The following is an 18,497-nucleotide window of genomic DNA, read 5'->3' as shown; positions in this document are numbered from 1 at the left end:
AGGCCGACGCTTTTTATTGATGAAGTTAAAAGTCCATTAGCAGCAGAAAGAAGTTTACAAACTGATAATCTTATAAGTAAAGTTGCTTTTTGTAACCTAAACCCTTATATTGTATCCCCCTTAAACATAAGGGCACCTAAATAATGACCGATAAACAAATCAATATAACCTTTAAAGAATATACTTCTGTTGATGAATTGCCCGAAGCCGATAAAGCGCTTTGCCTGGAGGCGGTAAAAGCTTTGGATACTTCGCATTCGCCATACTCGCACTTTAAGGTTGGGGCGGCCTTACAGCTAAAAAGCGGTAAAGTGTTGCGTGCCAGTAACCAGGAAAATGTGGCCTACCCATCAGGCTTATGTGCTGAGCGAGTGGCCTTGTTTAACTGGGGTGCCAACCATGCAGATGATGCGGTGATCACGATGGCGGTTACCGCTCAAACAAACGATTTCGATTTGCTGAAACCCATAACATCATGCGGGGCCTGCCTACAGGTAATGGCCGAATGCGAAAAAAAGCAAAACAGCCCCCTGCGCGTGCTGTTATATTGTATAAGCGGCCCGGTTTGGGTGGTTGAAGGGGTGCAAAGCTTTTTGCCATTCCTGTTTTTTGAAGACCGTTTAACACATTAATTTATGAGTATCAGGATATTTTTAGCGGCGATATTTGCCTTTATAACCATTAATGCCAGCGCCCAAAAAGGTTTTCCGTTTGATGGCGAGGTGCGGGCGTTCAAGCATCAGGATAGTTTAAAGATGCCGGCGCCGGGTGGTATATTGTTCGTTGGTAGTTCGTCCATCCGTTTGTGGGATGATCTGGAAAAGCGTTTTGAGGGAAAACCCGTAATAAAACGCGGTCTTGGTGGCTCCGAGCTTTGGCAGTGGGTGGAATATTATACGCCTTATGTGTTGTTCCCGTATCAGCCTAAAAAAGTATTTATATATGCGGGCGAGAATGATATAGCCGCAAGCCGTACCGCGCAAAATGTGGCAGGCAGCTTTGAAAAACTTTGGGAGATGATCCACGCCAAATTGCCCAATGCCGAGATCTACTTCCTGTCGATAAAACCAAGCCCAAGCCGCGATAAGTTTTTGAATGAGGTGATACTGGCTAACAACCTGATCAAGGCTTATGCGGATAGCAAGCCCAAAACCAAATACATTGACGTAGCCACGCCCATCCTCAACAAAAAAACTATGCGACCCGATTCAAGCCTGTTCAAGGGCGATTACCTGCACCTTAACAGCAAGGGGTATGACAAATGGGAGAAGGTGTTGAAAAAATACGTGAAGTAGTATTCAGGCAGATGAAAAAGCAAAAAGCCCGGCCAATATTGGCCGGGCTTTTTGCTTAAAGAAAGAATAAACTAAAACTAATTACGATTTAAAGGTAGAGTGTACGCTGGTAATTTTCCAGCCGTTGCCGGTGTTGTTAATAGTTACCAGGTTGCTGCGGGTAAAGCCGTCATACACCAGGTCAACTTTTACAATGGCTACTTCGCCGTTGCTTTCAACTGTTGATGTGCTTACTTTACATTCCTGCTCGGTGTTCTTGGTTGATTTTAACGATTCCAGAATTTCATTTTTGCTGAAGTTCAGGGTTTTGTTACCGCGCATCATGCTGAATTTTGCGCTATTGTCAAGCACCTGGGCAAAGCCATCAAGTTTACCGTGAGCAATAGCTTCAATATATGTGTTTACAGCATAATCTTTTGTTAATTTGGCAATGTCGTCGGCTTTAACAAAGTTGGCGGTTACTAATAATGCTAAGCCTAATAAGATTGATTTTAAGGTTTTCATGATATTGTTTTTTTAAAGGTTTGTATAAATTATGTTTTTGTTTTATATCTATAAGACAGCGGCACTATAGCAAACGTTACAGTAATCTTATCATCATATTCACTTTTAACATATATTTAACAAATGCCCTCAAATAGCCTGTTTATAGCGTTTAAAAGCATATTAACTTTAACCGAATTACAACCAAAGTGCCTGTGTCATTGCAAATACTAACATTAATGCCCCCTGTTATTTTAAATATTTCTTCTAAAAAAATGATCGGGATGCGTGTAATTACAAGCATGACCAACAACCGTACAGGCTTATTATGGCGAAGTTTTATGCCGAAGCGAAATGAGATCGCGGGCGCTTTATCAACAGATAGGTATTCATTACAAGTTTACCCTTCCGGATATTTTAAAAGGTTTGATGCCGAAGCGGAGTTTGAAAAATGGGCTTTAGTTGAAGTGGAGGATGATGCGGCCGTGCCCGATGGTATGGAGGCATTCCATTTACCGGGTGGAATGTATGCCGTGTTTCACTATACAGGTTCGAGCGCGGATACACGGATATTTAACTACATATTTTCGGAGTGGTTGCCCGCTTCTGATTATGTGCTCGATGATCGCCCGCATTTTGAGGTATTGGGAGAGAAGTACAGGAATAATGACCCGGCATCCGAAGAAGATATATGGATACCCATAAAGCCCAAAGCTTAATGATAACGTTTGACACCATTATATTACAATTTGCCGAGAACGCCGATAAAACCGGCTGGACCTATATTGAAATACCCGCCCACCTGGCCGAAGAAATGAAACCCGGCCAAAAGCAAAGTTACCGTGTGAGGGGTATGTTGGATGGTTTGGCCATCGCGGGCGTGGCTTTGTTACCCGCCGGCGAGGGTAATTTTATATTGCCCATAAATGCGCAGATGCGTAAAGGCATACGTAAGGGTGGAGGGGCTATGCTGCGGGTACAATTGGAGCATGATAAAGATTATAAGATAGAGGTGCCCGACGACCTCACCGAATGCCTGGAGTACGAGCCCGAAGCCGGCGAATACTTCTACAGCCTTTCACCATCGCACCGGGGCTATTTTATTAAGTGGATAGATAGCGCCAAAACCCAGCCCACCCGCGATAAACGTATCGCCCTAACGGTGAATGCCCTGGTAAACCGCTGGGATTACGGGCAAATGATCCGTGCATCCCGCAAGGAGTAAAAAAATAAAAAGGGTCCCTGAAAGCCAAATCGGGACCCTTTAAACACAATTGTTATACACCAACGCTTACTTATATACCGAGCAAACATTAGTAATTTTCCAGCCCTTGCCGGTGTCGGCAAAGGTCACGTAGTTGGTGCGTGTAAAGTCACCATACTTCATTTCTACCTTGAGTACAGACATTTGTCCGTTCTCCTCAACAACCGCGCTGCTGGTAGTGCACAGTTGCTTTAATCCTTTTAAGTTGGCCTGCATGTACTCAAGCATTTCGGCTTTGCTGTAGGTGGCTACACGCTTGTTGTTGCCCATCAGTATACAAAACTTGGCATCCTTATCTAAAATGCTCTCAAAGCCTTCAAGTTTGCCAAGCGTTACCGCCTCTATATATATGTTAGAGGCATAGGCCTTTGTTAGTTTGTAATCATCATCGTTGTTGTTGGCTTTAGCCAGGCTACCAGCTACTATCAGCAGCATGGTTAACAGTACTTTTAAATTTTTCATGACACGGTAGTAAAGGGGTTAATTATTTTATTGTTGATTGTATTAATAAGACACTGCGAAAATCAAAGAGGTTACAAACAAGGCATAAAATTTTTCAGAAAAGTGCTGATCACGAAAAAGTTAGGTTAACATGTGTATAAGTTGACTTAGATAATAGCCTGAGATGCCTTATCTTTACCCAATCCATATTTTTTATTGCTAATAATGAGTGACGATCTGACTAACGATATACCAACTAACGGCGAAGAAATACTGCACAATGTTACCTCACTTGATGGTTTGTACGAAAACTGGTTTCTGGATTACGCATCATACGTAATACTTGACCGTGCCGTGCCGCACATTAATGATGGTTTAAAACCGGTGCAGCGCCGTATACTTCACTCGCTAAAAGAAATGGACGACGGCCGCTTTAACAAGGCCGCCAACGTTATTGGACATACCATGAAGTACCACCCGCACGGTGATGCCTCCATTGGTGATGCCATGGTGCAGATAGGCCAAAAAAACCTGCTTATAGATACCCAGGGTAACTGGGGCGACCCGGTAACCGGCGACTCGGCAGCGGCACCGCGTTATATTGAGGCGCGTTTGTCAAAGTTCGCTAACGAGGTTGTTTTTAACCCCGATACTACCGCATGGCAGGCCAGTTATGATGGTAGAAACAAGGAGCCGCTAACACTGCCCGTAAAGTTCCCGTTGCTGTTGGCGCAGGGTGCCGAGGGTATTGCCGTAGGTTTGGCTACCAAAATTTTACCACACAACTTTGTAGAGCTGCTTGATGCCTCGATAGGCGTATTGCGCGGCACCCGCCCTAACCTGCTGCCCGATTTTACAACAGGCGGTATGGCCGATTGCTCTAACTATAACGAAGGGCAGCGTGGTGGTCGTGTTAGGGTACGGGCCAAAATTGTTGAGCGCGATAAAAAAACACTGGCCATTACCGAGATTCCTTTCAGCACCACAACGGGCGGGTTGATAGACAGTGTAATATCAGCCAATGATAAGGGCAAGATCAAGATCAAGAAGATAGAGGATAACACGGCCAGGGATGTGGAGATCATTATCCACCTGGCGCCGGGTATATCTCCTGATGTTACTATCGATGCACTGTACGCCTTTACGGATTGCGAAGTTTCCATATCGCCTAACACCTGTGTAATTCAGGATGATAAGCCGCGCTTTGTAAGCGTGAATGATATGCTGGTGGAGTGTACCGAAACCACCAAGGATCTGCTAAAGCAGGAACTCGAGATCAGGCTTAAGGAGCTGATGGAAAAGATATTCTTCAGCTCGCTGCTCAAAATATTCATACAGGAGGGCATGTACAAGCATGCCGACTACGAAAGCTCAACCAATTTTGAGGAAGTAGTAGGCGTATTAAACCGCTTGTTCGAGCCGTTCTTCCCGCAATTTTATCGTGAGATATTGCCGGAGGATTATAAAAAGCTGATCGATAAACCGATGAGCAGCATCACCCGTTTTGATGTTAAGAAAACGGACGAGCAAATCAAGAACCTGCAAGATGAGATAAAAGAGGTAAAGCATCACCTTAAACATCTTAATGATTATGCTATTGCCTGGTTCGAAAAACTTAAGGATAAATATGGTAAGGATCGTGGCCGTAAAACCGAGCTGCGCACCTTTGATAAGGTTGAGGCCGCGCAGGTAGCCCTGGCCAACGTTAAGTTGTACGTAAACAGAGCGGATGGCTTTGTAGGCTCCGGATTAAAGCGTGATGAGAATGTTGAGTTGGTAGGCGAATGTTCGGACATTGACGATATCATTGTTTTCCGTGGCGATGGCCGCTTTAGCGTGGTCAGGATACAGGATAAGGTTTTTGTAGGTAAGGATATCATCCATGTGGCCGTGTTTAAAAAGAACGACGAGCGCACTATCTACAACATGATATACAAGGATGGCGAAAGCGGTGTAAGCTATGTTAAGCGTTTCGCGGTAACAGGCATCACCCGCGATAAGGAGTACGATTTGACCAAGGGTACCAAAGGCTCAAAAACCTTATACTTTAGCGCCAACCCTAACGGCGAGGCCGAGGTGGTGAACATACAGCTAAAACCGCACTCTAAGCTCAAAAAACTACAGTTCGATCTGGATTTTGCGGAGATAGGCATCAAGGGACGTGGCTCAATGGGTAATATTGTTACCAAGTATCCGGTTAAGAAAACGTTGCTGAAAAGCAAAGGGGTGAGCACGCTTGCCGGCCGTAAAATATGGTATGATGATGTGCTTAAACGCCTCAACGCCGATGGCCGTGGCAAGTACCTGGGTGAGTTTGATGGCGACGACCGTATACTTACCGTACTCAGCAACGGTGTGTACGAGTTAACTAGCTTCGACCTTAATAATCACTTCGATGATAAGATGATCGTCATCGAAAAATACGATCCTGAAAAGGTTTATACCGTGGTGCATTTTGAGGGCAAGGCCAAAAACTACATGGTTAAGCGCTTTGTGTTTGAGAATATCGCTATAGGCAAGCAAATCAGTATTATAAGTGACGAAGGTGGTTCAAAACTGGTTATTATATCGGGCGCTGCACAGGTAATGGTTAAGGTTGATCAGTTAAAGGGCAAAGCCCAGGTAGCCGAAGCCGCCGAACTTAACCTGGCCGACCTGATTGATGTTAAAGGTATGAAAGCGATGGGTAACCGCCTGTCGGCCCATGTGGTGCAAACGGTTGAGCTGATTGCCGAGCATGATGATGCCGCCGATGTACCCGACCCGGCACCTGATAGTGTTGAGGCTACCGAGATCATCCAGACACCGGAAGATAAAACCACTGTTGACGCGCCTCCGGCTGCCGATGCCCCTGTTAACGAAGTTGCCGAAGAAAAACCGGCGAAGAAGATCGACCTCGAGATCACCAATCCGGATGATATCGATATTGACGATAAAGGCGGGCAATTAGGCTTGTTTTAAACATACCGGGAATTAGTTATATTTGGTGGTACTTAGTGCTTTATCATAATATAACTGATTCCCGCTTATATGTTTTTTGCTGACAATAGCTATCTGTATTACATTCCGTTTATTTTACAGGGCATTTGTGCCATCCATTGCATCCGTAACGGCCATCAGCAAAAATGGCTTTGGGTAATAATTGTGCTGCCGGTTATCGGTTGCATTGCCTATCTGTATTCCGAAGTTATATCGGGCCGAAGAATGCGCCAACCCAATATTGATGTAAAGGCCATGCTTAATCCCGGTGTAAAATACAAGCGCCTGGAGGAGCAGTTGCGCTTTAGCGATACCTTTGCCAACCGTATAAAACTGGCCGACGCTTACCTGCAAGGTGGTTTTACTCAACAGGCCATCGAGCTTTACGAGGCCAGCTTAACCGGCGCTTTTGAAGAAAACGAACACGTTTTGCAACAACTTATTGTAGCCTACACCCAAAGCGAACGCTATGATGATGCCATCGCGACAGCAAAAAAGATATACAAACTGCCGCAGTTCATCCGCTCGCGCTCGCATATATTGTATGCCATAGCCCTTGAGAAAACCGGTAATATAGCGCAAGCCGAAACTGAATTTAAGCTGATGAAAGGCCGCTACTCGTACTTTGAGCAGCGTTATGAATACGCGCTGTTCCTTTCACGCAATGATCGCTCTGCCGATGCTGCCGACATACTGGCCGATATGTTGGAAGAACAGCAACACCTTACACCTGTTGAGCGCAAAAGCAACCGCAAATGGTTTAACTATGCTGGTGCTGAACTTAAAAAGTTGCATTCAAAAAAGATAGCATAAAAAAAGCGGCGCAAAATGCGCCGCTTTCTCCATAATATTTTTTATGCCCGATTACAGGATCAGGATCAGTACCAGGATGATGATAATGATAGCGCCTACTGAAAGGTAGATGCCGCCACCACCCATGGCTTGTGCTTCTTTCTTTAAGCCTTTCAGCTCGTTCTTTAATTCTTTACGCTCAGCCTTGTTCATTTCCGATTTGTCCATCGCTTTGATCTCGGCAACGCGTAGTTTTATTTCTTCAACACGTGCTTGCTTTTGTTCTTCGCTCATGTTGGCAATGGCCTCTTTATTAACGCCGTCGTTCTTGTCGTCGTTGTAGGTAGCGGCATTGCTGGTGAACGCGGCTAAAGTAAGCATCATGGTAGTTGCAAGTAGATAAATTTTCCTTTTCATATCGTTCAAATTATTGTAAGATTTACACTGATAATCTTAAAATGCCGCGAAAAGTTTTAAGAATTTGCAATTATTTAACATTCAATAAATTAGATGCTGATAAACCATGCTGCTTCAAAAGTGTGGCCATGTTTAAGCGAATGGATGGCTTCCTTTTCGCTGATATCGTTCAGGCGGCCATCAGTATCGGTATAACCCAGCCAGGGCTCAATGCAAACAAACGGAGCGCCCGGTTTAGCCCAAATACCCAGGTGGTCAAAGTGCGGATATTCAACCGTTAACGATTGATCGTGCTTGTCGCTTTTTATAACTAATAATTTCGATTTGATGTTTTTGAATACCAGCGCGTCGCGGTTAAACAACTCTTTAGTAAGATGTAGTTTTTTACCGTCAAGCGCTACCGGTTCGGTTTGGCCGGTAAGGTATCCACCGTCCGATAGTACATAGCGGTTCAGTTCTTCCTCGGTTTCAAACTCCAGGTAATAATCCTCGTAGTTCTCGCCCTCGTTAAAAGGCACGTTAAATGCCGGGTGACCGCCCACCGAAAAATATATGGTACGATCATCATGATTGATCACCTTGTAAGTAATACGTACGGCGTTATCAATCAGGGTATAAATTATCTGGAAATCAAATTTATAAGGATATACCTTTAACGTTTCGGCGCTGTTGGGTAGCGAAAAGGTGGCGTGAACCTCACTTTCGTCAATCAATACAAACTCGCTGTGGCGGGCAAAACCATGACGGGGCAGGGTATACTTTTCGCCATCAACCAATAGCTCATTATTTAACACCGCGCCCACAATAGGGAACAGGTTAGGCGCATGCCAGGGCCATACCGACTCATCGGCCTGCCAAAGTTGTTCAACGCCTGTTTTTTTGTTGTATACCGAGGTAAGCTCGGCGCCCTTAGTGCGGATAGATACTTTTAAATGGTCGTTCTCAATGGTTGTCATGTAAGGATAACTTTAGCTGATGATATATGTTTTTTCTAAATTCTAAGATCTGAGTTTTAAATTCTAAGATCTTAAAACCTAAGTTCTAAATACTAAAATCTAAATTCTAATCAGGAGTTACTAACCACCAATCTCCAACCACTAACCTCTAACCAAAACTCCCCATTCACAACTCACTGCTCACTATTAACCGCTCCCCAACAACTATTCCCCGCTTACTTTAGTTACAGAGCGTATCACAGAATCTTTCTCTGCCGGGGTGAGTTTGTAGTTGAATTTGTATAGAGCGCCTTCCCAATCGCCGTATGATGGGTTGGGCAATACAATATATTTAGTGCCGAACTGATTGGTCAGTTTTCGGGTTGCTTTGTCACGGTTTTGCTCGGTGGGTTTATTGTCGTATAGGGCATCAAAATCGGGCAGGTTATCGCCGCAAAGCAAAATGATATTGTGCGTTTTTAACACCTGCTGGCGGCGGCTCTCTTTGCTTGATGATGTTGTGCGCAGCAGTAAATGCGCGTTATCGGCATTGGGCAAACCATAGCGTTGCAGGTTTTTCAGCGTGGCGGCACGCTCATCCTCATCGCGATTAGTAATATAAAATATGGTAATGCCCTTTGATGCCGCGTATTTAAAAAATGATGGCGCACCGGCAACAGTATCGGCAATGGCTTTGGCTGTCCATTCCTTCCATGTTTTGGTATCGTACTCTAAATTGTTGAGGGCGCGCTGCGCATCGTACGGACTATTATCCAACACTGTTTCATCAATATCGGTAACAATAGCCAGCGGCTTGGTGCTTGGTATCTTTATAGCCTGATCTAAATGCAAATGTGCGCTGTTATAAGCCTGAAAGCACAGTGCCTTATATTCGGCCGCCCTTTGCTGCCATGCCGATGCCCAGGCTTTGCCATTATTGGCTACCGAGCGGGTTTGCACCGTTTGGCGGTATACAGAACAAGCGCACAAAAAAGTGCATAGCGCTACAATAAGCGGTAGTTTTATTTTTTTAATCATTAAACAGATACTTAATTCTCCCCCGGTTCAATCCAGTTGCCATCTTCACGAATGATGTTGATTAACTCGTCTAAAGCGTTTTCGGATGTTACATTCTTTTTAACCACTTCCTTGCCGCGGTATAGGGTAATACGGTCGGTGCCCGAGCCTACGTAGCCGTAGTCGGCATCAGCCATTTCGCCGGGGCCGTTAACAATGCAACCCATAATGCCGATCTTCAATCCCTTGAGGTGACTGGTACGGCTGCGGATCATCTGCGTGGTGATCATCAGATCGAACAACGTGCGCCCGCAGCTTGGGCACGATATATATTCCGTTTTTGAGATACGCGAGCGTGTAGCCTGCAATATGCCAAATGATGTAGAGGTAATAGCCTGCACAGGTAATCCCGGCGCATCAATCCATATACCATCCCCAAAACCATCAACCAGCAAAGCCCCCATATCCGTAGCGGCGTAAAGTTGAAGGAGTGTTAGTCCATCATGGTACATAGTCGATAGTCCATGGTCCATGGTCGATGGACTATGGTCTACAAGGTCATACTTACGCTTAACTATCACCGGCGTATTCAGCCCAAGTTCCATCAGCTTAAAAAAGAAGGTACGCTGATCGGCCATGCCGTGGGCTTTGTCGGTTTCTAAAACGAACACTAATGATCCATCGTTAGGGATATTGGCGAAGTCCTGATCGTCCAGATCATCGGCAGCAACACGCACTAAGTTTAATGGCGATGAACGGTCGGCCGAGGCATCCATATATTCAGCCAGTGTAAACACCGGGTGGCATAAAAACTTATTGGTTAAACCTAACCATGTTTTGTAATTGTATAACTGTTTCAGGTTCCCCGGAAAGGTGAACGATGGCAGATTATCGCCCAAATAAACAAAATCAACCGACTGCTCGGCCATGTTATATTTATCCAGGATAGGTGAGTACAGGTACCCTGCATCATTCAGTATTGATGGATCTTTCAAATTAGCAGCCGACAGATCTACCACCACCCTCGGCACCATGTGCCCGCCAATAAAGGCGTTGGCTTCGTGGGTTTCGCGGCGCTTGTATTCGTAGGGAGAGTGCTTCGCGTCCATGGTCCATGGTCTATGGTCTATGGTCTTAATACTTTCGGACTTCCTCTTACTGTACCGCTCCACCAGCGCTATAGCTACCGGTGCTTCGGCTTCGGGTTCTTCGGTGAGGGATACGCGTACGGTATCGCCCAGGCCGTCCTCTAACAAAGTGCCTATGCCTACGGCAGATTTAATACGGCCATCTTCACCGTCGCCTGCCTCGGTAACACCAAGGTGCAGCGGGTAGTTCATGCCCTCGGCTACCATGGTTTCAACCAACAAACGGTAGGCTTGCACCATTACCTGCGGATTGCTCGATTTCATGGAAACCACCAGATTACGGTAATCCAGCAGTTCACAAATACGGATAAATTCCATAGCCGATTCCACCATGCCCTGTGGCGTATCGCCATAACGGCTCATGATCCTGTCAGACAGCGAACCATGGTTGGTACCAATGCGCATAGCCGTGCCATACTCCTTGCATATATTTACCAGCGGCGCGAATTTTTGGTAGATACGCTCCAGTTCGCCCTGGTATTCGGCATCGGTATAATCTATCTGGTCAAAACGTTTTTTATCGGCATAATTACCGGGGTTAACACGTACCTTTTCAACAATACGTGCGGCTACCTCGGCAGCGTTGGGGGTAAAATGTATATCAGCAACCAGCGGGGCATTGTAGCCACGCATGCGCAGTTGCTTTTTTATTTCGGCCAGGTTTTGGGCTTCCTTAATGCTGGGGGCGGTAACACGTATGTATTCGCAACCGGCCTCTATCATGCGGATGGATTGCTCTACCGTGCCTATGGTGTCCATAGTGTCGGTAGTGGTCATGCTTTGTATGCGGATGGGGTTATTGCCGCCCATCGGTATATCACCTATCTTAACTTCACGGGTAACAAAGCGCGAGTATTCAGTTAACGAATTACAGTAGCGGCCTTGCAGCAGCTTAACGGCATCAGCATTCATGCTATCAGAAATATATTTAAACAAAAGTACGAAAATGTAACGCTATAGGCATGGCAAAAAATATAGGTGAGATAATTTAGTGGTTATGATTGATTTAGTATTTGCGTCATTGCTGTAAGGGTTTATTAATTCGATGATGTCATTTCGACGAAGGAGAAATGACAAAGACTCTCAATCCCCTAACCCTCGGGGAGGGCAGGGAGGGGTACAAAGGGCTGTCATATTTTTTGTATCTTGCTTCGCCTCATATCATAATTTATTATCGATGAAGAAATTTACCTCACTACTTGGCGTTGCCGTAATGCTGTACGGTTACACGCATGCACAAACTATGAACATTAAAACATTACCTTACCCCCAAACAAAAAAGGGCAATGTAACCGATGCTTATTTCGGTACCACTGTGCCCGATCCATACCGCTGGCTTGAAGATGACCGCGCCGCAGATACCAAAGCCTGGGTGCAGGAAGAAAACAAGGTTACACAAAATTATTTAGGGCAAATACCTTACCGCGACAAGATTAAAGAACGCCTTACCGCCCTGTGGAATTACGAAAAATACAGCGCGCCGTTTAAGGAGGGCAAATACACCTATTATTATAAAAACGATGGTTTGCAAAGCCAATCGGTACTGTGGCGCCAAACCAAGGATGGGCAGCCGGAGATATTCCTTGATCCTAATAAATTCTCAAAGGATGGCACTACCTCACTGGCTGGCATAAGCTTTACTAAGGATGGCAGCTTGGCCGCTTACCAGATATCCGAGGGTGGGTCAGACTGGCGCAAGGTGATCGTGATAAAAACCGACGACAAAAGTGTTGTTGGCGATACGCTGATCGACGTGAAATTTTCAGGCACTGCATGGCATGGTAACGATGGTTTTTACTACAGCAGTTATGATAAACCTAAAGAGGGTAGTCAGCTGGCTGGTTTAACCCAGTACCACAAACTGTTTTATCATAAACTGGGTACACCACAAACCGAGGATAAGCTGATTTTTGGTGGCGAGAAAACTCCGCGCCGTTATGTAGGCGCAGGTTTAACTGAGGATGAGCGCTTCCTGATCATCAGTGCCGCAACCTCTACATCAGGTAACGAGCTTTATATTCAGGATCTGGCTAAACCGGGCAGCGCCATCATCAACATTGTTGATAATTTTGATAACGATAACAGCATAGTTGATAACGTAGGCGAAAAGCTGTACATCCATACCAACCTTAACGCGCCTAACTATCGTTTGGTGACGGTTGATTTCAGCAATCCAAAATCATCACAATGGAAAGATCTGATACCACAAACCGAGAACGTACTGAACGTGGCTACCGGCGGCGGAAAGATTTTTGCCGAATACCTGAAAGATGCTACCTCATTCATCCAGCAGTATGATATGAATGGCAAGCTGGAGCGCGATATCAAACTGCCATCAGTAGGTTCGGCAGGTGGCTTTGGCGCTAAAAAGGAGGAGAAGGAGTTGTACTATACCTTTACCTCGTACATATTCCCGCCAACTATTTTTAAGTACGATATCGCAACAGGAAAATCCGAAGTATATAAAAAATCGGGTGTACAGTTCAACCCGGAGTTGTATGAGTCAAAGCAAGTATTCTATAACTCAAAGGATGGCACCAAGGTACCGATGATTATCACCTATAAAAAAGGTACCGTGATGAACGGCAAGAACCCGTTGTTGCTTTACGCTTATGGCGGCTTTAACGCGAGCATGACACCGGGTTTCAGCACATCAAATATTGTATTGTTAGAGCATGGTGGTATCTACGCCGTACCCAACATTCGTGGTGGTGGCGAGTATGGCGAAAAATGGCACCTTGCCGGTACCAAGCTTAAAAAGCAGAATGTATTTGACGATTTTATAGCGGCAGCCGAATACCTGATCACCAACAAGTATACCTCAAAGGATTACCTGGCAGTTTCAGGCGGATCAAACGGTGGTTTGCTGATTGGCGCTACCATTACCCAGCGCCCTGATCTGTGTAAGGTGGCCTTCCCGGCAGTTGGCGTGTTAGATATGCTGCGCTACAATAAATTCACAGCCGGCGCAGGCTGGGCGTATGATTATGGCACGGCCGAAGATTCAAAGGAGATGTTTGAGTATCTGTACAAATACTCGCCATACCATGCCATTATACCGGCAAGCTACCCGGCTACCATGATCACCACTGCCGATCATGACGACCGTGTGGTACCTGCGCATTCATTCAAATTTGGCTCGCGTTTGCAGGAAATGCAGAAAGGCAAGGCGCCGATACTGATACGTATTGAAACCAATGCCGGCCACGGTGCAGGCCGCTCAACCGCCCAGGTTATCAGCGAGCAGGCCGATAAATGGTCGTTCATGTTTTACAACATGGGTGTTAAATGGTAAGCCATTGCCCAATACCATAAAAAGCGAAGCGGCTGCCCCAAAAGGGTAGCCGCTTCGCTTTTTATACAGAAACTATTATCACTATTCAATTTTCGCTTAGTGCCTGTCATGGCCTCTGCCATTACCACGACCGCGATCGTCTTTTACTTTTACCTTAGTGTACACCTTTTTAGGCCCATGATCCTTAACCTTTACACGGGTAACGGTTGCGCGGTTAGTACGGTATTTGGTGTACTTAACATCGCGGCTATCGCGAATAACGGTTGTACTTGGGCGACCTCTGTAAGTTACATATTTGTTATGTATCACGGTATGGTTGCGCCATGGGTCGCGGTCGTTAATTACAACTTTGTAGCCATTGTACAGGTTATAGTTACGGTAGCGGGTAGGCAGGTAAGTGCGGTGTACCCAAACGTTATTCTCTAAATATACATATCGGTGAGCCGGTACATCATAGTAGGCATCAATATCGGGCATGTAGTAATAGTTCACATAATCGTACCCGGTAGGGCCCCATGCAGGCTGGCTGCCTATGTTTATATTAAGGCTTATTTGCGCGTCGGCTTTTTGTATGGTTAAAAAGCTTAAGGCTATTGCGGTTGTTATTATGAGCTTTTTCATGGTGTTATATCGTTGTTATGTAGGTATGACAGCGATAGCCTGTAAAAAGTTTAAACACGCATTCGTTTAGTAATTTAAGTGTTTTTAATCAATTGATAATCAATGTATAAAAAATAATTTGTAACAAGTAATTTATATAGATGAATGATTTTTTATGATTAAAATTATTAACTCATAGTGTATTGAGGCGCTTAATCCTCAGTGTCATCATCATCCGCGGTAGCATCCTTTTTAACGGCCATCGCGGCTAACTGTGGTTTGCCTATGGTTTTATATTTGCCCTGGCCGCTTAATATGGTGGTAAGCAGGGTTTTGTCCTGCATGGTTTTTATGGCTTCGGCCAGTTCCTTATCGTATTTAAAATGAGTTTCGTAACGGCCTTTTTCGTAATAATAACGGGCCGATATTTCGTTTTCCAGCAATTCCTTTATTTCCTGTTTATGCTGTTTCAGATCGTTGCCCTTGCTGGCTAACAGCTTATTGCGTAATGATTCGTACTCGCCCTGTATCTCGCTGAACTGCTTTTCGTTAGTGGCCTGTGTTTTCAGGCTGTTCAGCAGGGTTTCAGTAACGGTGGTGTATTTATAATCCTTGCCCGAAAGGTATTTTACAAAATCATCATACTCCGCATCGGTCAGCGCGAACGAACGTGCATCGGCAATTTTAGGATGGGTGTTTTTGTATTGCGTAGCATAATCAAATATCAGCAGCTTGCCTACCAGGGTTTGGGTAATGCGGGCATATTTATCCTTTTTTATATCGATATCGGGCGATACACCGCTGCCATCATAAACCGAACGACCGTTTTTGGTCTTGAATTCATGGATGGATGAATCGGCCACCTTAACCACACTGCCATCGTTTTTGCGGTGAGCGTAATCCAGCTCCTGCACGCAACGGCCCGATGCGGTATAGTATTTGGCCACGGTTATTTTAACCAGGCTATTATAGGGCAAGCTGAATGATTGCTGCACCAAACCCTTACCAAAGCTTCGCTGACCGATCACCACGGCACGATCCAGATCCTGCAAGGTACCGGCGACGATCTCTGATGCTGATGCCGAACGGTTATTCACCAAAACTACCAGCGGCAGGTTAGGCTCAAGCGGGGCACTTTGGGTGGAGTATACATAGTTTTTCTCCTTTATCTTGCCCATTTGCGATACCACCTTTACATCCTTTGGTACAAACAGGTTTACTATTTTAACGGCTTCCTGCAAAATGCCGCCGCCGTTTGATCGCAGGTCGAGTATAATACCTGCCGGATTGTTCTTTTTAACGGCCATAAGCGCGGTGTTCACTTCCTCGGCAGATCGTTCCAGGAATTTATCAAGCTTGATGTAGCCCATATTGCCATCAACCATACCATAATAGCTTACGTTAGGTTGTTTGATCTCATCGCGCAGCAAAGTTTTCTCTATCGGATTAGCCTCACCATTGCGTTTCAATACAATTTTGATGGGCGCGCCTTTAGGGCCTTTCAACAGCTGACTAACCTCCTCGTTGTTCTTTCCGTTAAGGGTAATGTCGTTTATCTTCAATATCTGATCGCCTGCGCGCACATCATTCTTTTGCGCCGGGAAACCGGTGAATACATCGGAGATATAAACCTTTTCATCCCGCGTAAATATGGATGCGCCAATGCCACCATATTGCGTGCTGATGTAGTGTAGCTTGTAATCCTCAATCTCTGATTCGGGCACAAATTCGGTATAAGGATCAAGTCCGTTAAGCATGGCGTCAACCCCGGTTTTTACCATCTTGGCCGAGTTGATATCATCAACATAATTAATATTTACCTCCTTGTACAGCGAGGCAAAAACATCAAGGTTTTTTGATATCTGGAAAAGGTCATCCTTAAAACCGAACGTTAGGGCGGCAGCGGCAATAATGCCGCTTACTAAAAACTGTACTTTATATTTCTTGATCTTCACTGGGCGATATTCGTCTGTTCACTAAAAATATAAATGTACAAAAAAGCCCCCCGGTTTTAGCGGAGGGCCTTGAAATTTTACAAGCGGTTGTTATCAATATTCACCAGTGCTTTTTTGAGGGTGAACACCACATAATTACGGTCGCGGTTAACCAGATCCATAATGCGGGTTATCAGGCTATCTTCTTGCCCTTGAGTATATTGTAGTTGCGCATCAGTAAGATGGTTGTATTTGCGTTGCAATTTGATCTTAACGCGGTTCCAGTCCTGATCGCTAATGCTTATTTCGGCCATGGTTATAATGAGTTTATGCAAAAATATAAAAAAATGTAATTTATGGAATAGCGTGTTGGGATACCCCTCCTAAATCCTCCCCGAGGGGGAGGACTTTTATAAAAACTTTAAAAATAAACGAGCGTCGGCCTGGCAGAAAACCGGGCCAGGGAGTATGGCCTTGTGGGCGGAAGGTTTTTTCTGCCTTGACTTTTGGTTACTTTGTGTCTAAGACAAAGTAACTGGGCTCTGCGCCCAAGAGCAGACTAACAATGATCAGAGCACAATCCGTTCGTTAAAGCACCTTTATAACATCTTCATTACCTGTCCTCAATTTCTTTTGAGCGACCAAAAGAAACAAAAGTCGCCGGCTACGCCCTGCCCGGTGAAAGTTTATGCGTTGGCAGGGCTTGTGCTACTCCGAGCATTTCTGATGCCGGTAGGATTGGTTATTAGTGGTTTGTGCTTTTGATTTTTTTAATCCACTTGTCATTTCGAGCGATAGCGAGAAATCTGTACACGTTTATAGTAAAGCGAGAGATTTCTCCTCGTACCTCGTTCGAAATGACAAGAAAGTCAATATGATGAAGGGATTTCAGTCCCCCCCTCGGGGAGGATATAGGAGGAGTTTAATAAGCTACCCCAACCTGATGTTTGTTAAATTTAACACAAACCGATTAAACTTTTGTTAAATATCCAACATTTAAAACGATGTTGAACCAAATATTAACAAAAATGAAAAAGTATCTATTATCAATTGCCTTGCTGGTGGCTGGTGTCATCGGTGCTAAAGCGCAGGTGAGTGTGGGCGCGAAGGCAGGTGTTACATTCTCAAAAATCAATACCAATGATCTGAAAGAGTCAAGTATCACAGGTTACCAGGTGGGTGGTTTCGCACGCTTCGGTTCCGATTGGTTTTTACAGCCCGAGCTATACTTAGGTAGTAGTGGTGGTAAGTTTGAAAGCGACGATAACACCTACAGCGGTAAAGTACGCTTTACCACGCTTAATGTACCGGTGCTTATAGGTAAAAGTTTCGGACAAGAAAGTTTGAATTTGCACCTTGCTGCTGGTCCGGTTTATAGCGCCATTTTAAGCGACAGCCGTAGCTTTGGTCAAAATGTAGGCGATGCCTTCAGAAATTACAAGAGCAGTGCGCTAGGTTTTCAGGCAGGTGGCGGTGTTGATATCGGCAATATAACTGTCGATCTGCGTTACGAAGGTGGTCTTACCAAAGTAAGCGACAGTTTTGATCAACGCCAAAGCCTATGGGCATTAAGCGTTGGCTATAAATTCTTTTAAATAACAAATTGTCTGTTCATAACAAGAGCCGTGGCGATATCCGTCACGGCTTTTGTTTTTATGCTGAGGTAAATATTATATATTGCTACATGCAAAGTTCATTATCGAAAAAGCTGACCATCCCTGTAATGACATTTTTAAGTATGATCGTACTTAATATTACCAATATTATAAGCGGTGTTCAGGATCATAAGACCTGGAAGATAGTAGTGGCGGCAATTGCCTTAGCAGTAACTATTGCTGCTTTAATAATATTATGGATAAAGGTGTCCCAAATTAACAAACAACGATCATCTTAAATA

18 protein-coding genes are annotated in these 18,497 nt (G+C 44.8%); 9 read left to right on the top strand and 9 right to left on the bottom strand.

The features are described 5' to 3' along the window. The first annotated feature begins 143 nt into the window (after nt 1–143). Both IM792_RS12625 and IM792_RS12620 read left to right on the top strand, forming a co-directional pair. Entirely contained in the window at nt 144–632 is a 489-nt protein-coding gene (locus IM792_RS12625) for a cytidine deaminase (RefSeq protein ID WP_194102233.1), read from the top strand. 3 nt (nt 633–635) lie between these two features. Further along, nucleotides 636–1,295 (top strand): GDSL-type esterase/lipase family protein, encoded by a 660-nt coding sequence (locus tag IM792_RS12620; protein ID WP_194102232.1) that lies wholly within the window; start codon nt 636–638, stop codon nt 1,293–1,295. 81 nt (nt 1,296–1,376) lie between these two features. Here the strand turns inward: IM792_RS12620 and IM792_RS12615 are convergent, their stop codons facing one another. After that, the gene (locus IM792_RS12615) at nt 1,377–1,799 is read right to left on the bottom strand and encodes a nuclear transport factor 2 family protein (protein ID WP_194102231.1); all 423 of its coding nucleotides are present in this window, start codon (nt 1,797–1,799) and stop codon (nt 1,377–1,379) included. A gap of 218 nt (nt 1,800–2,017) precedes the next feature. Here IM792_RS12615 and IM792_RS12610 point away from each other — a divergent pair, with 218 nt between their 5' ends. Beyond that, nucleotides 2,018–2,497, top strand: coding sequence for a GyrI-like domain-containing protein (locus IM792_RS12610; protein ID WP_194102230.1), 480 nt, complete (start codon nt 2,018–2,020; stop codon nt 2,495–2,497). Further along, nucleotides 2,497–3,003: a YdeI/OmpD-associated family protein gene (locus tag IM792_RS12605; protein WP_194102229.1), complete on the top strand. Its 507-nt coding sequence runs from the start codon at nt 2,497–2,499 to the stop codon at nt 3,001–3,003. Before IM792_RS12610 ends, IM792_RS12605 begins: the two co-directional genes overlap by 1 nt. A gap of 66 nt (nt 3,004–3,069) precedes the next feature. Here the strand turns inward: IM792_RS12605 and IM792_RS12600 are convergent, their stop codons facing one another. After that, the gene (locus tag IM792_RS12600) at nt 3,070–3,504 is read right to left on the bottom strand and encodes a nuclear transport factor 2 family protein (RefSeq protein ID WP_194102228.1); all 435 of its coding nucleotides are present in this window, start codon (nt 3,502–3,504) and stop codon (nt 3,070–3,072) included. A gap of 204 nt (nt 3,505–3,708) precedes the next feature. Here IM792_RS12600 and IM792_RS12595 point away from each other — a divergent pair, with 204 nt between their 5' ends. Both IM792_RS12595 and IM792_RS12590 read left to right on the top strand, forming a co-directional pair. Then, nucleotides 3,709–6,444: a DNA gyrase/topoisomerase IV subunit A gene (locus tag IM792_RS12595; protein WP_194102227.1), complete on the top strand. Its 2,736-nt coding sequence runs from the start codon at nt 3,709–3,711 to the stop codon at nt 6,442–6,444. Nucleotides 6,445–6,513: 69 nt separating this feature from the next. Next, nucleotides 6,514–7,275 (top strand): PLDc N-terminal domain-containing protein, encoded by a 762-nt coding sequence (locus IM792_RS12590; protein WP_194102226.1) that lies wholly within the window; start codon nt 6,514–6,516, stop codon nt 7,273–7,275. A 51-nt stretch (nt 7,276–7,326) separates the two neighbouring features. On the opposite strand, the gene IM792_RS12585 is transcribed toward IM792_RS12590, so the two are convergent. The 4 genes from IM792_RS12585 to ispG form a co-directional block, all read right to left on the bottom strand. Further along, a complete protein-coding gene (locus IM792_RS12585; protein ID WP_194102225.1) occupies nt 7,327–7,671 on the bottom strand; it encodes a hypothetical protein in 345 nt (114 codons plus the stop codon). Nucleotides 7,672–7,760: 89 nt separating this feature from the next. Further along, complete coding sequence (locus IM792_RS12580) at nt 7,761–8,627, bottom strand: aldose 1-epimerase family protein (protein WP_194102224.1); 867 nt, start codon at nt 8,625–8,627, stop codon at nt 7,761–7,763. Between the two features lie 204 nt (nt 8,628–8,831). Next, the gene (locus tag IM792_RS12575) at nt 8,832–9,644 is read right to left on the bottom strand and encodes a 5'-nucleotidase, lipoprotein e(P4) family (protein WP_194102223.1); all 813 of its coding nucleotides are present in this window, start codon (nt 9,642–9,644) and stop codon (nt 8,832–8,834) included. Nucleotides 9,645–9,655: 11 nt separating this feature from the next. Continuing rightward, on the bottom strand, nt 9,656–11,683 hold the full coding sequence (ispG, locus tag IM792_RS12570; RefSeq protein WP_194102222.1) for a (E)-4-hydroxy-3-methylbut-2-enyl-diphosphate synthase: 2,028 nt from the start codon (nt 11,681–11,683) through the stop codon (nt 9,656–9,658). Between the two features lie 301 nt (nt 11,684–11,984). On the opposite strand from ispG, the gene IM792_RS12565 reads away from it, so the two are divergent. Continuing rightward, a complete protein-coding gene (locus IM792_RS12565; protein ID WP_228085094.1) occupies nt 11,985–14,066 on the top strand; it encodes a prolyl oligopeptidase family serine peptidase in 2,082 nt (693 codons plus the stop codon). A gap of 96 nt (nt 14,067–14,162) precedes the next feature. On the opposite strand, the gene IM792_RS12560 is transcribed toward IM792_RS12565, so the two are convergent. The 3 genes from IM792_RS12560 to IM792_RS12550 all read right to left on the bottom strand — a co-directional run bounded on the left by IM792_RS12560 (nt 14,163) and on the right by IM792_RS12550 (nt 16,914). Further along, the gene (locus IM792_RS12560) at nt 14,163–14,687 is read right to left on the bottom strand and encodes a hypothetical protein (RefSeq protein WP_194102220.1); all 525 of its coding nucleotides are present in this window, start codon (nt 14,685–14,687) and stop codon (nt 14,163–14,165) included. Nucleotides 14,688–14,878: 191 nt separating this feature from the next. Continuing rightward, nucleotides 14,879–16,621: a S41 family peptidase gene (locus IM792_RS12555; RefSeq protein WP_347343810.1), complete on the bottom strand. Its 1,743-nt coding sequence runs from the start codon at nt 16,619–16,621 to the stop codon at nt 14,879–14,881. A gap of 77 nt (nt 16,622–16,698) precedes the next feature. Beyond that, the gene (locus IM792_RS12550) at nt 16,699–16,914 is read right to left on the bottom strand and encodes a hypothetical protein (RefSeq protein ID WP_194102219.1); all 216 of its coding nucleotides are present in this window, start codon (nt 16,912–16,914) and stop codon (nt 16,699–16,701) included. 714 nt (nt 16,915–17,628) lie between these two features. Between IM792_RS12550 and IM792_RS12545 the strand changes: the two genes are divergently transcribed. Continuing rightward, complete coding sequence (locus tag IM792_RS12545) at nt 17,629–18,195, top strand: porin family protein (RefSeq protein ID WP_194102218.1); 567 nt, start codon at nt 17,629–17,631, stop codon at nt 18,193–18,195. Between the two features lie 89 nt (nt 18,196–18,284). Further along, nucleotides 18,285–18,494 (top strand): hypothetical protein, encoded by a 210-nt coding sequence (locus tag IM792_RS12540; protein WP_194102217.1) that lies wholly within the window; start codon nt 18,285–18,287, stop codon nt 18,492–18,494. Nucleotides 18,495–18,497: the final 3 nt, after the last annotated feature.

Origin of the sequence: Mucilaginibacter sp. JRF (assembly GCF_015223065.1) — a bacterium.
Classification (GTDB): domain Bacteria; phylum Bacteroidota; class Bacteroidia; order Sphingobacteriales; family Sphingobacteriaceae; genus Mucilaginibacter.
This window is presented reverse-complemented; position numbering and strand designations above follow the sequence as displayed.

What these genes read in the sequence shown, in the direction of transcription:
- IM792_RS12560 (WP_194102220.1), bottom strand. Translation starts at nt 14,687, where the DNA reads ATGAAAAAGCTCATAATAACAACCGCAATAGCCTTAAGCTTTTTAACC.
- IM792_RS12585 (WP_194102225.1), bottom strand. Translation starts at nt 7,671, where the DNA reads ATGAAAAGGAAAATTTATCTACTTGCAACTACCATGATGCTTACTTTA.
- IM792_RS12595 (WP_194102227.1), top strand. Translation starts at nt 3,709, where the DNA reads ATGAGTGACGATCTGACTAACGATATACCAACTAACGGCGAAGAAATA.
- IM792_RS12615 (WP_194102231.1), bottom strand. Translation starts at nt 1,799, where the DNA reads ATGAAAACCTTAAAATCAATCTTATTAGGCTTAGCATTATTAGTAACC.
- IM792_RS12565 (WP_228085094.1), top strand. Translation starts at nt 11,985, where the DNA reads ATGCTGTACGGTTACACGCATGCACAAACTATGAACATTAAAACATTA.
- IM792_RS12610 (WP_194102230.1), top strand. Translation starts at nt 2,018, where the DNA reads ATGCCCCCTGTTATTTTAAATATTTCTTCTAAAAAAATGATCGGGATG.
- IM792_RS12605 (WP_194102229.1), top strand. Translation starts at nt 2,497, where the DNA reads ATGATAACGTTTGACACCATTATATTACAATTTGCCGAGAACGCCGAT.
- IM792_RS12625 (WP_194102233.1), top strand. Translation starts at nt 144, where the DNA reads ATGACCGATAAACAAATCAATATAACCTTTAAAGAATATACTTCTGTT.
- IM792_RS12575 (WP_194102223.1), bottom strand. Translation starts at nt 9,644, where the DNA reads ATGATTAAAAAAATAAAACTACCGCTTATTGTAGCGCTATGCACTTTT.
- IM792_RS12545 (WP_194102218.1), top strand. Translation starts at nt 17,629, where the DNA reads ATGAAAAAGTATCTATTATCAATTGCCTTGCTGGTGGCTGGTGTCATC.
- IM792_RS12550 (WP_194102219.1), bottom strand. Translation starts at nt 16,914, where the DNA reads ATGGCCGAAATAAGCATTAGCGATCAGGACTGGAACCGCGTTAAGATC.
- IM792_RS12600 (WP_194102228.1), bottom strand. Translation starts at nt 3,504, where the DNA reads ATGAAAAATTTAAAAGTACTGTTAACCATGCTGCTGATAGTAGCTGGT.
- IM792_RS12580 (WP_194102224.1), bottom strand. Translation starts at nt 8,627, where the DNA reads ATGACAACCATTGAGAACGACCATTTAAAAGTATCTATCCGCACTAAG.
- IM792_RS12540 (WP_194102217.1), top strand. Translation starts at nt 18,285, where the DNA reads ATGCAAAGTTCATTATCGAAAAAGCTGACCATCCCTGTAATGACATTT.
- IM792_RS12590 (WP_194102226.1), top strand. Translation starts at nt 6,514, where the DNA reads ATGTTTTTTGCTGACAATAGCTATCTGTATTACATTCCGTTTATTTTA.
- ispG (WP_194102222.1), bottom strand. Translation starts at nt 11,683, where the DNA reads ATGAATGCTGATGCCGTTAAGCTGCTGCAAGGCCGCTACTGTAATTCG.
- IM792_RS12620 (WP_194102232.1), top strand. Translation starts at nt 636, where the DNA reads ATGAGTATCAGGATATTTTTAGCGGCGATATTTGCCTTTATAACCATT.